This is a genomic window from Pseudolactococcus insecticola, assembly GCF_011170065.1.
Classification (GTDB): domain Bacteria; phylum Bacillota; class Bacilli; order Lactobacillales; family Streptococcaceae; genus Pseudolactococcus; species Pseudolactococcus insecticola.
On sequence record NZ_BLLH01000009.1, the window covers coordinates 1 to 12,580 of the forward strand.

Genomic DNA, 12,580 nt, shown 5'->3' on the forward strand with positions numbered 1-12,580 from the left:
TGAGATATGGTCGGTGCCAAGCGAAAAAGGAGACTAGTAGTAGCCTCTTTTTTGGGAGTTTAGCTCAGCTGGGAGAGCATCTGCCTTACAAGCAGAGGGTCGGCGGTTCGATCCCGTCAACTCCCATTAGACAGTTGTCTAATGAAAATAGAATAATCTGGAAGGGTAGCGAAGAGGCTAAACGCGGCGGACTGTAAATCCGCTCCTTCGGGTTCGGGGGTTCGAATCCCTCCCCTTCCATATTACCTTTACGGGCATAGTTTAAAGGTAGAACAAAGGTCTCCAAAACCTTTGGTGTGGGTTCAATTCCTGCTGCCCGTGTTGTAACATGGCGATTGTGGTGAAGTGGTTAACACACCGGCTTGTGGCGCCGGCATGCGTGGGTTCGATCCCCATCAGTCGCCTTTATTTTGTATTATTGGGGTATAGCCAAGCGGTAAGGCAAGGGACTTTGACTCCCTCATGCGTTGGTTCGAATCCAGCTACCCCAGTTATTGGAAAACTTCCATAAAAGAATTTGCCGGCGTGGCGGAATTGGCAGACGCGCTGGACTCAAAATCCAGTGTCTTCACGGACGTGCCGGTTCGACCCCGGCCGCCGGTATAGCAAATTCATTTAAAACGAGACTTAGGTCTTGTTTTTTTGTTATAATAGATTAAGAGATGTACCACATATAGAGTTTGGAGAAATAAGTGATGAAAAGTATGACTGTGACGGAGTTGTCAGAGGCATTTGGTGTGACGCGTCAGGCTATGAATAATCGGGTCAAAAAGTTGTCAGAGGAATTCCTGGATAAGAACGATAAAGGTGTGACAGTTGTGACTGAAACAGGTATTCAAGTACTTGAGATGCACTATGAGAAAACTGTTCTGACGAAAGAAGTAGTGCCTGAAGCTGACAATCGTCCGGAGCTTGATTTTGACAAGATACTCTCTCAGCTAATGTCTGATAAGAATGCTGAAATCGCAAGATTATCAGAACAGATTGTGATCAAGGATCATCAGATTTCTGAGAAGGATAAGCAACTTGATCAGCAGCAACAATTGACCGCAAAAGCACTGACGGAGCGAGAACAGACATTGATTGAGCTTGAAGAAGAAAAATCTAAAGGTTTTTTTGCACGCTTATTTAATAAGTGATGTAATACAGTTTAGAATATATTAATAATATAGTCGATAGCATCCTTTTTCTCTCAAAACTGTACTGGTACATGCAGTGATAAAAATTTAGCGTTTTTTCTTGCAAATTCCCTATAAAAAAGGTATCATAATAATGTAAGTTAAATGTTTAACTTTCAGTTGTTATAAATGCTTAGGCATTTAAATAAATTTTTTGATTTCCATAAGGAGGATTTCTACAAAATGGTAGTTAAAGTTGGTATTAACGGTTTCGGCCGTATCGGACGTCTTGCTCTTCGTCGTATCCAAAATGTTGATGGCGTTGAAGTTGCACGTATCAATGACCTCACAAACCCTGCAATGCTTGCACACTTGTTGAAATACGATACAACTCAAGGCCGTTTCGACGGAACTGTTGAAGTTGAAGAAAACGGATTTGACGTTAACGGCAAATTCATCAAAGTTTCACAAGAAGCTGACCCAACAAAAATTGATTGGGCTGCTGATGGCGTAGAAATCGTGCTTGAAGCAACTGGTTTCTTTGCTACTAAAGAAGCTGCTGAAAAACACTTGCACGCTGATGGCGGCGCTAAAAAAGTTGTTATCACTGCTCCTGGTGGATCTGATGTTAAAACAATCGTTTTCAACACTAACCACAGTGAACTTGACGGTACTGAAACAGTAATCTCTGCTGGTTCATGTACTACTAACTGTCTTGCACCAATGGCTGACGCTTTGAACAAAAACTTCGGCGTTAAAGTTGGTACTATGACAACTGTTCACGGTTTCACTGGTGACCAAATGACTCTTGATGGCCCTCACCGTGGTGGCGACCTTCGTCGTGCACGTACTGCTTCTGCAAACATCGTACCTAACTCTACTGGTGCTGCTAAAGCTATCGGTCTTGTTATCCCTGAATTGAACGGTAAACTTAAAGGTCATGCACAACGTGTTCCAGTTCCAACTGGTTCATTGACAGAACTTGTTACTGTTCTTGACAAAAAAGTTACTGCTGAAGAAGTAAACGCTGCTATGAAAGCTGCTGCTACTGAATCATTCGGTTACAACACTGATGAAATCGTTTCATCTGATATCGTAGGTATCTCATTTGGTTCATTGTTTGACGCAACTCAAACAGAAATCTCTGAAGCTGCTGACGGTACACAATTGGTAAAAACTGTATCATGGTACGATAACGAAATGTCTTACACTTCACAACTTGTACGTACTCTTGAATACTTTGCATCAATCGCTAAATAATCTTTATTTACTGATTGAGAAAGCGAGGAGCCTAGCTCCCCGCTTTTTTTATGAAAGGAAATTCGAATGACAACACCTAAATGCCCGTCTTGCGGGAGTGAGTACACATATGAACTTTCTGATACGACGTTTGGTTGTTCAGAATGTGGCGCTGAATTTACAGAAGCTGATCTTTTAGTGGATGCTGCGGATAAGTTTATCGTTCTGGATTCAGTGGGTACTGAACTTTCTGATGGGGATGATGTGATTATCATCCAAGACTTACCGGTAAAAGGCATGCCGAAGCCTATCAAAAAAGGAACGAAGGCGAAGAATATCAGGATTAACGAAAGTGGCAAGAATGGTCACTACATAGATGCTAAAATAGACGGTTTTGGTGCGATGGGACTCAAAGGTTCAGTCGTCAAAAAAGGTTGAAATCCGACTTGAAAGCGTGTCTCAATGACCGCTTTTTTGGTATAATAAAGTAAAGAATAGGAGATTATTATGAATATCTACGATACAATGAACCAACTGGAGCGCGAATTGCGTGCTCTCCCCGAATATCAAGCGGTTCTAACTGCGCTTGCGGCAGTAAAATCTGATGATGCAGCAAATGCTTTATATGTAAAATTTATCGACATCCAGATGAAAATGCAGACGGGACAGCTTGTAGAACCTGAACAACAGCAAGAGGCGCAGGCGCTTTTTACTGAACTACAGGCGAATCCTCTCATGTCAGAGTTAATGGCAAAAGAGCAACTTTTACAGACGATTACAGCGGACTTGCAAGATATTGTCTTCAAACCGCTGCAGGAAATATACGGATAATAAAACGAATCAGAGTGAGAAGGTTAATTTCTCGCTTTTTTTGAGCGTAAGTATCGTTGTTCAAATGTATACAAGGCAAGTATTTCCAAGGGTAAAATGATAAAATAGAGGTATGAAATTAACGGATTCAATTCAATTTTTAAAAGGCGTGGGACCAAAATCTGTCGAGCGGTACAATCAGCTGGGGATTTTTACTGTACAGGATTTGCTGTTGTATTTTCCTTTTCGTTATGATGATTTTGCGGCGAAGTCTGTTTTTGAGCTGATAGATGGTGATAAGACGACAATTATCGGGCGGGTTGTGACGCCCGCAAGCGTTGCTTACTATGGTGCTAGACGCAATCGTCTGACTTTTAAAATCAAGCAGGATGATGCTGTGATATCGGTCAGCTTTTTTAACCAGCCCTATTTGCAGGATAAGGTTGAGATGGATGCTGAGATAGCCATTTATGGTAAATGGGATGCGAAAAAACTTGGCATGACGGGGATGAAGATACTGGCTCAGGTTGATGACAACTTTCAGCCTGTGTACCATGTCATGCAAGGTGTGAAACAGTCAGCGCTTGTCACATTGATACACACGGCTTTTGAAGCAGGTGCGGGTGAGCTGATCAATGAAAACCTACCTGACTTTTTACTTGTAAAATATCGGTTAGTTGATCGAAAAACGGCGGTGCATGATATGCATTTTCCAAATGATGAAGCGGCGCATCATCAAGCATTACGGCGTATGAAGTTTGAGGAGCTTTTTTATTTTCAACTTAAGCTTCAGGCCTTACGTGTCAAAGAAAAAGCTATCACACAAGGTACGGCGATCCATTTTTCAGAGGAAAAGGTCAAAGAAAAGTTGTCAGAACTGCCTTATCAGTTGACAAATGCGCAGGATAATAGTCTGTCAGAAATCTTATCAGACATGGCAAGTGGTAGCCATATGAATCGACTGCTCCAGGGTGATGTTGGTAGCGGGAAGACTGCAGTGGCGAGCCTTGCTATGTATGCGGCGGTGACGGCGGGCTTTCAGGCGGCGCTCATGGTGCCTACAGAAATCCTTGCCAATCAGCACTACGACAGTCTGGAGCAACTATTTCCTGAGCTTGAGGTTGCACTACTGACAAGCGGCATGAAGGCGGCTGACAAACGTCAAGTTTTAGAGCAACTTGAAAAAGGTACGATTGACATGATTACGGGGACACATGCGCTGATACAAGAGGCGGTCAACTATCATCATTTGGGGCTTGTCATCACAGATGAACAGCATCGGTTTGGTGTTAATCAGCGGAAGATTTTCCGTGAAAAAGGCCAAAATCCAGATGTGCTCATGATGACGGCAACACCTATCCCACGGACGCTTGCAATCACGGCGTTTGGGGATATGGATGTATCGGTGATTGACGAATTGCCAGCTGGTCGCAAGCCAATCACGACGCGCTGGGTCAAGCACGAACAACTAGAGCCACAGATCTTGCCGTGGGTGGCAGACGAGGTCACAAAAGGTGCTCAAGTCTACTTTATTTCACCACTGATAGAAGAGAGCGAGGCGATGGACCTCAAAAATGCGACAGAACTTTTCGCAGATCTGCAAACGTTTTTCGGCATGACAGCAAATGTGGCGCTACTACATGGCAAGATGAAAAATGCTGAAAAAGATGAGATCATGGCAGATTTTAAGGCTAAAAAATACGACGTGTTAGTCTCAACCACGGTTATAGAGGTTGGGGTCAATGTGCCTAATGCGACGATTATGGTGATCATGGATGCGGATCGGTTTGGTCTATCACAGCTGCATCAGTTGCGCGGCCGTGTCGGTCGTGGCGAAAAAAAATCTTATACGATTCTCGTTGCAAATCCTAAGTCAGATACTGGTAAGCGTCGCATGCAAATCATGACTGAAACGCAAAATGGGTTTGTTTTAGCAGAGGAAGACCTGAAAATGCGTGGCAGTGGTGAGATTTTTGGCACGCGTCAGTCAGGGCTTCCAGAGTTTTCGGTCGCGGATATCGTAAACGACTACAACATTCTCGAAGTGGCAAGACAAGAAGCAGTTGAAATCTTCAAAGATAGTAACTGGTCAGAAAAGCCTGAGTATCAGATGATTTTAGGCAATCTGACGGCTGCGGATGTGTTTGATTGATCAGAAGTAATCGATCCTATGGTATACTATTAGGTAAGTAAGATAAGAATCTTGGAGGATGTTTTATGAAAAAAATATTAGCTCTGATTTTGATCGACTTTCTAAGTTTATTTCTACTAGCGACGCTCAAGCCAAATCCGAATAACTTTAGATTTGACAGGATTTCATTTATCACATTTGCGCTGGACAACTGGTATAGCTATCTCTTTTTAATGCTTGCCATCGTGTTTTTTATCGTCACAGTCGTGAAACTCAAGCGCTATCAAGAACTCTCATTTGGCGTTCTACTTGGAACTTATCTGGTCCTAACGCTTGGGAAGATTGACTGGGCTTACTTTTGGACTCAGCTGTTTAAAGTTTATTTGTATGGCTTTTGGCTCAATGTTATCATCAGTCTGATTATGTTTTACTTGATTTGGCGAGAGATAACAAAAGAGGCTGTTAAGGCTTGACTATCAAAAACACGCAAAAAAAAATTTTGCGTGTTTTTTTCTTGACAATAAGTAAACGTTCGTTTACAATAGAGTCATGAGGAAAATTGATCCTAACAAAATTGCTGCGATAACGTCTGCGGTACTTGATATTGTCAAGTCTGACGGCATTGTCAATCTGAGCATGGGAAAAGTTGCGAAACTCGCCAATGTCTCGCCTCGCACGATTTACATCTATTATGATGATAAGGCAGACTTGCTCGGCCAGATGTATCTGTCGGTCAAGCACAAGATTGACGGTGGGCTGTCAGAAAAGCTTGCAGTCTGTCCGTCGCTTGAGGCGCAGCTTGCGATTGCCATCAGACACTTTGCTTACGGCTATAACAAATGGCCGCGTGAAACGATCTATATGAACGCGATTCAGCAAAATCCTGAGCTTATCAGTCCGGTCATTCATGAAAAGGTCATGCAGATCGCACAGCCCATCTTTGAGATGTATGAAAAGATGCAGCTGAGTCCAGATTTTAAGCACTTACCCATCGAGACATTCACCGCGATTGCGGCTGGTCCGATGAATATGCTCATCGCACAGGCAGTCGTGCTTGATAAGAAAATCAGCGATCAAGAAATCTCAGACGTTATCAAAGGCACACAAGACGCAGTAAGAGCTTAGGCTCTTATCTTTAGAAGAAGAGTAAACGTTTGTTTACTTATAAGGAGAAAATCATGACAAAACAAGTAGTTGCAATCACTGGTGCATCAAACGGCATGGGCCTAGCCGCAGCGAAATTATTCGCTCAAAAAGGCTGGATCGTCTACGGTGGCGCACGTCGCGTGGAGAAAATCCCTGCTAGCGATACGATTCATGCGTTAAAACTCGACGTGACAGACACGGCATCAAACCACAATTTTATCGAACAAATCCTAGCCGCAGAAGGGCAGATAGATGTCCTGATCAACAATGCTGGCTATGGGGAGTCTGGGCCTGTTGAGGATATCACACTTGCGAATGCGAGAACACAGTTTGAAACCAACTTTTTTGGTGCGGTAGAGCTTGCGCAGCTAGTCTTGCCAACCATGCGGGCGCAAAAGTCTGGTCGCATCATCAATATTTCGTCAATTGGCGGGGACATCTATACGCCACTTGGTGCTTATTATCATGCTACAAAAGCTGCGCTGCAGCAGTGGAGCGACACGCTTGACATCGAGATAGCACCTTTTGGCGTGCGCTCAATCATCATCCAACCTGGCGGCACAGAGTCATCTTGGGGCGACATTGCCATGGCCAATGCTGAAAAAAATCTCAAGGCGGGTTCAGCCTATAAACCGTTAGTAGATAAAGTCTCAGGACTTTTTGATGCTGATCTAGGCGCAATCGGTGCGACATCTGAGGACTTGGCAGAGCTTTTTTACAAGGCTGCAATAGACAAGAAACCTAAACGCCGTTATTTCAATGCCATAGGCGATCGTGCTATGGTCTGGGTTGCCCGCAGCCACCCAAAAATCTACAAGAAGACTCTTATGACCATGCTAGATATTATGGGTAAACGTAGTCAGAGGAAAAAATGAAAAAACGCATAGACTCGTAAAGTTTGAGTCTATGCGCTTTTTTATTTTCCTAAACAGAACTGACTAAACAGCTGCGTGATCAGCTCATCTGGTGCAGCATCTCCTGTGATTTCCCCAAGAATCTCCCAAGTGCGTGTCATATCGACTTGTACGAGGTCGACAGGCATGCCTGCATCAAGCCCATCATTTACCGCATTTAGCGCAGCGAGCGCCTGCTCGATGAGGGCAATGTGGCGGCTGTTTGACAGATAAGTGGCGTCTTGCTCGACAATACCAGCATTTTCAAAAAATAAATCGTTGATTTTTGCTTCGATCTTATCAATGTTGGTGTCAAATAAAACAGATATTTTGATGGTATCTGGCGGTAGCTCATCAAACTCAATCTGTTCAGGCAGGTCAGTCTTGTTGAGTAAGATGATGCGATTGCTGTCTTGACTGAGTTTTAAAAGTTCGCGGTCTTGCGTTGTCAAAGGTTCACTGGCATTTAAGACCAGTAAAACAAGATCCGCCTCGTCAAGGGCTTTCCGAGAACGTTCGACGCCAATCTTTTCGACAAGGTCATCGGTTTCGCGGATACCAGCTGTGTCAATGAGTTTTAAAGGAACACCGTTGATGTTGACGTATTCCTCGATGACGTCGCGCGTGGTGCCTGCGATGTCGGTGACGATAGCTTTATCTTCACGTAGCAAATGATTGAGCAGGCTTGACTTGCCGACATTTGGTCGTCCGATGATGGCGGTTGAGAGTCCTTCACGTAAGATTTTACCACGTTTGGCAGTTTTGAGGAGATTTTCGAGTAAGTTTTTGAAAGCTGCCGTTTTTTCACGCAGCATTTTTGTCGTCATTTCTTCGACGTCGTCGTACTCGGGGTAGTCGATATTGACTTCGACCTGGGCGAGTGTTTCGAGGATTTCTTGGCGGGTGTTGTTGATGAGGGTTGACAGGCTACCGTCGAGTTGTTTGACGGCTATATACATAGCTTGGTCGGTCTTTGCGCGGATGATGTCCATGACTGCTTCGGCTTGGGATAAGTCAACGCGGCCGTTCAAAAATGCCCGTTTGGTGAATTCACCCGGCTCTGCAAGCCTTGCACCATTGCGCAGCACGAGCTGAAGAATCTCGTTCATGACAGCGATGCCACCGTGGGTGTTAATCTCAACAACGTCCTCGCGCGTGAAGGTTTTAGGCGCCTTCATGACGCCAATCATGACCTCGTCAAGCACCCGATCATTTTCGGTGATGTGGCCATAGTTGAGGGTATGGCTGTCGCAGTCGTTAAGGTTTTTACCGCTGAAAACAGCGTTTGCGATGGAAATCGCATCTGTGCCGGAGAGGCGAACAATCCCGATAGCCCCTTCACCAAGCGGCGTTGAAATGGCTGCGATGGTATCAAATTCTTTAGTAATCATATAGTTTCCCGTTTTCTGTTTAAGTCGGATATTTTGCCGATTTGGGCATAGCTTTATTTTAACGCAAAAGTTGGATAAGGGCAATACGGGCGGTGGGAATGTGGGAGATATCATTCGAATATTAGAAACAGCGATTGATTTAATCTAAATAACGTAAATTGTAAAATGAAGTTAGCTACCCTAGGGCGAAATTTTCTCCAACAAAAAAACACCTCAAAGATGCTATAATAGTATCACAACATTTTAGGATATACTTAAGGAGAAAAATTGAAAATTAAATCATTTATACTACCACTAAGTAGAATAGGAGCTTGTGTTCTACTTAGTGTTTTTTGCAATAAGTAAAACCAAAGATACTCCAATCAATTCAACTAAAACAGACGGTGAAAAATCGTACAGCAAAGTTTCATATGAAAAAAATACTACAGATTTTAAGCAACAAGTTACTGTCGTGTTAGACGAAGGAAATGTTGTCGATAGTGAAGGCGGAACTGTTACACTAGAGAGAATTAATTAAATACAATAAGTGTCAGGTAAAAAGCAGAGTGTTCTGCTTTTTTTATATACAGTTTTCCATCTTTAAAATCAAAAATGAGGTTGTTATGAATCGAACAAATGGTGATTTATGGGATAATAAGTAGGGATATGATTGAAGAAGTTTTCAACACTTTTGTTGAGGATGAAGAAGCTTGAGATGGTACAGATTTTGAAATATCATATAAAAAAGCCCGTGGGCTTTTTTATTTTAATCCAAAATCTGTGCACCAAGGCCGATAAGTCCTGGCCCTGTATGGACGACGAGTGCTGGGGAGATTTGACCAAAGAGGACTTCTCTTGCCTGAGGGATGGCGAGTTTGAGCTCTTGCTCAAGTGTCCTTGCCTCATCTTCAGCGCCACCGTGTGCGACAAGTAAGCGAACCTTTTCGTGGTCAGCAACGTAGTTTTTGACGAGTTTGATGGATTTATCCAGACTTTTCTTGCGGCCGCGGGATTTGGCAACGGTGTAGTAGATGCCTTCTGCATTGCAGGAGATGATGGGGTTAAGGTTGAGGACGTTTCCGACAATGGAGCTGACAAGTCCGATGCGACCACCTTTTTGGAGATATTCCAAGGTCGGCACGCTGAAAAATATCTTGCTTTTATCAACTCCATTTTGCAAAGTAGCTGTGATGGTGTTAAAATCTCGACCAGCTGCCGCAAGCTCCGCAGCACGAATCGCATGGACACCTGCGCCGATACCGATGTTTTTTGTATCAAACAAAAATGTGTCGAGCGCCGGGAAATTTTCAGCCGCCAGTCTGACGGCGTTAAAGGTACCTGATAAACCACTTGAAATGGTCACAACGATGAGCTTTTTGTAACCGTCAGAAATGATTTTCTCAAAAATCTGATTGATGACCGTGCCAGAAGGCAGCGATGTTTTCGGGATTTCTGTGGGGAGTTTGGCGTAGATTTCCTCAGCTGTGATATCAAGTTTGTCAGTGTATTCGGCGTCTTTATAGATGATTTTCAGAGGAATCGTGTAGAGATTGTCAGCTTGTAGGAGGTTTTCGGGGACGTCGCAGCCTGAGTCAGCGAGGATGGCGATTTTTTCAGTTGTCATGATGGGCGGTTTCTTTCTTTTCTTTGTCGGCTGTTTTCGCCTTGACTTTGGTTGTTGGTGCGGGGGGATTATCTTTGAGAATGTCAGAGACTTCAGCCAACTGTACATTTTTTTGGGTCAGAAGTTTTGCCGCGAGAGATGCAGTCGCGGCTGTGACGATAAAGTCGTTAGATGCGATTTTTTCAGAGAACAAGCCGCTTGTTTCAAGACCTTGCGCTTGTCTACCAATGATTTTAAGCGCATGTTCTTGTGCGTCGCAAAATAGATTGTAGGCTTCATGTGTCCCGCTGACGCGACCTTGATAGACGATGCCGGTCCTAATTTCAGGAATCGTAAGCACTTGCTTGAGCAAGGTGATCGCGATGAGAAAGGCGAGATGAACGCGGGTATATTTCTTCTTGACAGGCGCAGGGACAAGCTCGAGCTTGACGTAGTTGTTGACCATAGACTTGGTGAGAAGTGCCTGATCGTGTGTTGTGATGATGGGCGCCAAGTACTTGGTTACGAGACTGATGACTTGGTCCATGTAGAGGTCGATATCGGGTAGGCTATCCCAGCGTGGCAAGGTAGCGACTTCGATTTTTTGCCCCCAGTCGTTAAGAGATTCTGACATAGTTATACTGGTTCCTTATAGTTGGTTATGTAGTTTTTGATACTAGATCTAGTGTACTATGCTTTCATATTTTTTGCAATAGGTAAGCTTGACGCATCAATATAAAATCTCTAAATCACATAAAAAAACAGGCTATTTTCTGCTATAATAGAGGTATGAATAATCTAAAAAAACAGGTTGGTATAAAAGCTGCGACATTTGTCAAAGATGGCATGGTTGTAGGATTAGGCACTGGGTCTACAGCTGCGTTTTTCGTGGCTGAGTTGGGGCGACGTGTCGCTGAGGAGCAGCTCAAGATTACAGCGGTGACGACGTCTAGCGTGACAAGTGCACAGGCGCATGAGCTGGGCATTCCGCTTAAAGATATTGATGAAGTGCCAGCGATTGATCTGACGGTTGATGGTTCTGACGAAATTGACCTTGAACTCAATGGTATCAAAGGTGGAGGAGCAGCACTTCTGATGGAAAAAATAGTTGCGACCTACTCAAAAGACTACATCTGGATTGTTGATGACTCGAAAATGGTCGAACATCTGGGTGCTTTTCCATTGCCAGTAGAGGTGGTGCCATTTGGCTGCGGACAGTTATTTCATTTGTTTGATGTTTTGGGATTCAAGCCAACGTTCAGACTTGATGACAATGAAGAAAATCTCATCACCGACATGGGTAATCACATCATTGACCTGCATCTTGACAAAATCGAGGATCCAGCAGCGCTTGCAAAATTGCTTGATGAAACGGTTGGCGTGGTCGAGCACGGCTTGTTTAATGACATGGTAAAAACAGTCATCGTCGCCTCAGAAACTGAAGGCGTGAAAGTCATCTCTAAATAAACTTGAAATCGCTTCCAAAATAGTGTAAAATTAGCTAAAGACGCAACTAGAAAAGGTTAATTTATGTATACGCCAGATGAAATTCTCGAAGAGACGGCGGCCACGGCTGTCATCAAAGTCAATAAACCTCTCCTGTCCAAGCTGATACTAGGTTTTATCGGTGGCGCCATGATTTCTCTAGGCTATCTCGCTTATCTGAGAGTTGGCGGCGGTATCGTTGGTGCTGCGGTTTTTCCAGTTGGTTTGATTGTCATCTTGCTAGCCGGCGGCGAGCTGATAACAGGAAATATGATGGCGGTTGCGGTCGGTTTTTTCAGAAAGCGCGTGACGGGCTTAGAACTTTTAAAAAACTGGCTTGTTATCACGATTGCAAACGTGATTGGTGCGATTTTTGTCGCCTATGCCTTTGGCGTTTTGGCAGGGACTCTGACGACAGGGGATGCACTTACAGAAGCGCTTCACGTGGCTGATAGCAAACTGTCTGCAACTTTTCTTGCAGCATTCTTTTCAGGCATCGGCTGTAACTGGTTTGTTGGTCTAGCGGTCTGGCTGAGTTATGGTGCCAAGGACTTTTCAGGTAAGATTTTAGCCATTTGGTTTCCTGTCATGACTTTTGTTGCGATTGGCTTTCAGCATAGCGTGGCAAACAGTTTTTTGATTCCATTTGCGATTTTCATGGGGCATGCGACCTGGCTTGATTTCGCACAAAATTTCGTGCCTGTCTATCTGGGAAATGTCGTAGGAGGTGCGGTTTTGATTGCGCTATTTTACAGCTTAGCTTACAAAAAACATTAAACTAAAAA

Annotated in this window: 13 protein-coding genes and 6 tRNA genes; 16 read left to right on the plus strand and 3 right to left on the minus strand. The window is 43.9% G+C overall.

Annotated features, from left to right (window positions below; genetic code table 11):
* The first annotated feature begins 53 nt into the window (after positions 1 to 53).
* The 14 genes from Hs20B_RS07540 (at position 54) to Hs20B_RS07605 (ending at position 7,319) form a co-directional block, all read left to right on the plus strand.
* Positions 54 to 126: transfer RNA gene (locus Hs20B_RS07540), tRNA-Val, on the plus strand.
* Positions 127 to 159: 33 nt separating this feature from the next.
* Positions 160 to 240, plus strand: a tRNA-Tyr gene (locus tag Hs20B_RS07545).
* Positions 241 to 250: 10 nt separating this feature from the next.
* Positions 251 to 321, plus strand: a tRNA-Trp gene (locus Hs20B_RS07550).
* Between the two features lie 10 nt (positions 322 to 331).
* Positions 332 to 404 (plus strand) — tRNA-His (locus tag Hs20B_RS07555).
* Between the two features lie 15 nt (positions 405 to 419).
* Positions 420 to 491: transfer RNA gene (locus tag Hs20B_RS07560), tRNA-Gln, on the plus strand.
* 28 nt (positions 492 to 519) lie between these two features.
* Positions 520 to 603: transfer RNA gene (locus tag Hs20B_RS07565), tRNA-Leu, on the plus strand.
* A 92-nt stretch (positions 604 to 695) separates the two neighbouring features.
* On the plus strand, positions 696 to 1,139 hold the full coding sequence (locus Hs20B_RS07570) for a DUF536 domain-containing protein (protein ID WP_172357194.1): 444 nt from the start codon (positions 696 to 698) through the stop codon (positions 1,137 to 1,139).
* Positions 1,140 to 1,361: 222 nt separating this feature from the next.
* Positions 1,362 to 2,378, plus strand: a complete 1,017-nt coding sequence (gene gap / locus Hs20B_RS07575; protein WP_172357196.1) for a type I glyceraldehyde-3-phosphate dehydrogenase — start codon at positions 1,362 to 1,364, stop codon at positions 2,376 to 2,378.
* A gap of 66 nt (positions 2,379 to 2,444) precedes the next feature.
* A complete protein-coding gene (locus Hs20B_RS07580; protein ID WP_172357198.1) occupies positions 2,445 to 2,795 on the plus strand; it encodes a zinc ribbon domain-containing protein YjdM in 351 nt (116 codons plus the stop codon).
* 69 nt (positions 2,796 to 2,864) lie between these two features.
* The gene (locus Hs20B_RS07585) at positions 2,865 to 3,188 is read left to right on the plus strand and encodes a YlbF family regulator (RefSeq protein ID WP_172357200.1); all 324 of its coding nucleotides are present in this window, start codon (positions 2,865 to 2,867) and stop codon (positions 3,186 to 3,188) included.
* Between the two features lie 112 nt (positions 3,189 to 3,300).
* A complete protein-coding gene (gene recG / locus Hs20B_RS07590) occupies positions 3,301 to 5,319 on the plus strand; it encodes an ATP-dependent DNA helicase RecG (protein ID WP_172357202.1) in 2,019 nt (672 codons plus the stop codon).
* A gap of 65 nt (positions 5,320 to 5,384) precedes the next feature.
* The gene (locus Hs20B_RS07595) at positions 5,385 to 5,771 is read left to right on the plus strand and encodes a hypothetical protein (protein ID WP_172357204.1); all 387 of its coding nucleotides are present in this window, start codon (positions 5,385 to 5,387) and stop codon (positions 5,769 to 5,771) included.
* A gap of 76 nt (positions 5,772 to 5,847) precedes the next feature.
* On the plus strand, positions 5,848 to 6,423 hold the full coding sequence (locus Hs20B_RS07600; protein ID WP_172357206.1) for a TetR/AcrR family transcriptional regulator: 576 nt from the start codon (positions 5,848 to 5,850) through the stop codon (positions 6,421 to 6,423).
* A 53-nt stretch (positions 6,424 to 6,476) separates the two neighbouring features.
* The gene (locus Hs20B_RS07605; RefSeq protein ID WP_172357208.1) at positions 6,477 to 7,319 is read left to right on the plus strand and encodes an SDR family NAD(P)-dependent oxidoreductase; all 843 of its coding nucleotides are present in this window, start codon (positions 6,477 to 6,479) and stop codon (positions 7,317 to 7,319) included.
* Positions 7,320 to 7,360: 41 nt separating this feature from the next.
* On the opposite strand, the gene mnmE is transcribed toward Hs20B_RS07605, so the two are convergent.
* The 3 genes from mnmE to Hs20B_RS07620 all read right to left on the minus strand — a co-directional run bounded on the left by mnmE (position 7,361) and on the right by Hs20B_RS07620 (position 10,944).
* Complete coding sequence (gene mnmE / locus Hs20B_RS07610; RefSeq protein ID WP_172357210.1) at positions 7,361 to 8,728, minus strand: tRNA uridine-5-carboxymethylaminomethyl(34) synthesis GTPase MnmE; 1,368 nt, start codon at positions 8,726 to 8,728, stop codon at positions 7,361 to 7,363.
* Positions 8,729 to 9,473: 745 nt separating this feature from the next.
* Positions 9,474 to 10,331, minus strand: coding sequence for a DegV family protein (locus tag Hs20B_RS07615; RefSeq protein WP_172357212.1), 858 nt, complete (start codon positions 10,329 to 10,331; stop codon positions 9,474 to 9,476).
* Complete coding sequence (locus Hs20B_RS07620) at positions 10,321 to 10,944, minus strand: DUF1836 domain-containing protein (protein WP_172357214.1); 624 nt, start codon at positions 10,942 to 10,944, stop codon at positions 10,321 to 10,323. The genes Hs20B_RS07615 and Hs20B_RS07620 overlap by 11 nt, the downstream gene beginning before the upstream one ends.
* Positions 10,945 to 11,099: 155 nt before the next feature.
* On the opposite strand from Hs20B_RS07620, the gene rpiA reads away from it, so the two are divergent.
* Positions 11,100 to 11,777: a ribose-5-phosphate isomerase RpiA gene (gene rpiA / locus Hs20B_RS07625; RefSeq protein WP_172357216.1), complete on the plus strand. Its 678-nt coding sequence runs from the start codon at positions 11,100 to 11,102 to the stop codon at positions 11,775 to 11,777.
* Between the two features lie 63 nt (positions 11,778 to 11,840).
* The gene (locus tag Hs20B_RS07630) at positions 11,841 to 12,572 is read left to right on the plus strand and encodes a formate/nitrite transporter family protein (RefSeq protein ID WP_172357218.1); all 732 of its coding nucleotides are present in this window, start codon (positions 11,841 to 11,843) and stop codon (positions 12,570 to 12,572) included.
* Positions 12,573 to 12,580: the final 8 nt, after the last annotated feature.

Coding starts and splice junctions, on each gene's coding strand:
- Hs20B_RS07605 (WP_172357208.1), top strand. CDS start 6,477: ATGACAAAACAAGTAGTTGCAATCACTGGTGCATCAAACGGCATGGGC.
- Hs20B_RS07580 (WP_172357198.1), top strand. CDS start 2,445: ATGACAACACCTAAATGCCCGTCTTGCGGGAGTGAGTACACATATGAA.
- Hs20B_RS07570 (WP_172357194.1), top strand. CDS start 696: ATGAAAAGTATGACTGTGACGGAGTTGTCAGAGGCATTTGGTGTGACG.
- Hs20B_RS07585 (WP_172357200.1), top strand. CDS start 2,865: ATGAATATCTACGATACAATGAACCAACTGGAGCGCGAATTGCGTGCT.
- Hs20B_RS07620 (WP_172357214.1), bottom strand. CDS start 10,944: ATGTCAGAATCTCTTAACGACTGGGGGCAAAAAATCGAAGTCGCTACC.
- Hs20B_RS07600 (WP_172357206.1), top strand. CDS start 5,848: ATGAGGAAAATTGATCCTAACAAAATTGCTGCGATAACGTCTGCGGTA.
- mnmE (WP_172357210.1), bottom strand. CDS start 8,728: ATGATTACTAAAGAATTTGATACCATCGCAGCCATTTCAACGCCGCTT.
- recG (WP_172357202.1), top strand. CDS start 3,301: ATGAAATTAACGGATTCAATTCAATTTTTAAAAGGCGTGGGACCAAAA.
- gap (WP_172357196.1), top strand. CDS start 1,362: ATGGTAGTTAAAGTTGGTATTAACGGTTTCGGCCGTATCGGACGTCTT.
- Hs20B_RS07615 (WP_172357212.1), bottom strand. CDS start 10,331: ATGACAACTGAAAAAATCGCCATCCTCGCTGACTCAGGCTGCGACGTC.
- rpiA (WP_172357216.1), top strand. CDS start 11,100: ATGAATAATCTAAAAAAACAGGTTGGTATAAAAGCTGCGACATTTGTC.
- Hs20B_RS07630 (WP_172357218.1), top strand. CDS start 11,841: ATGTATACGCCAGATGAAATTCTCGAAGAGACGGCGGCCACGGCTGTC.
- Hs20B_RS07595 (WP_172357204.1), top strand. CDS start 5,385: ATGAAAAAAATATTAGCTCTGATTTTGATCGACTTTCTAAGTTTATTT.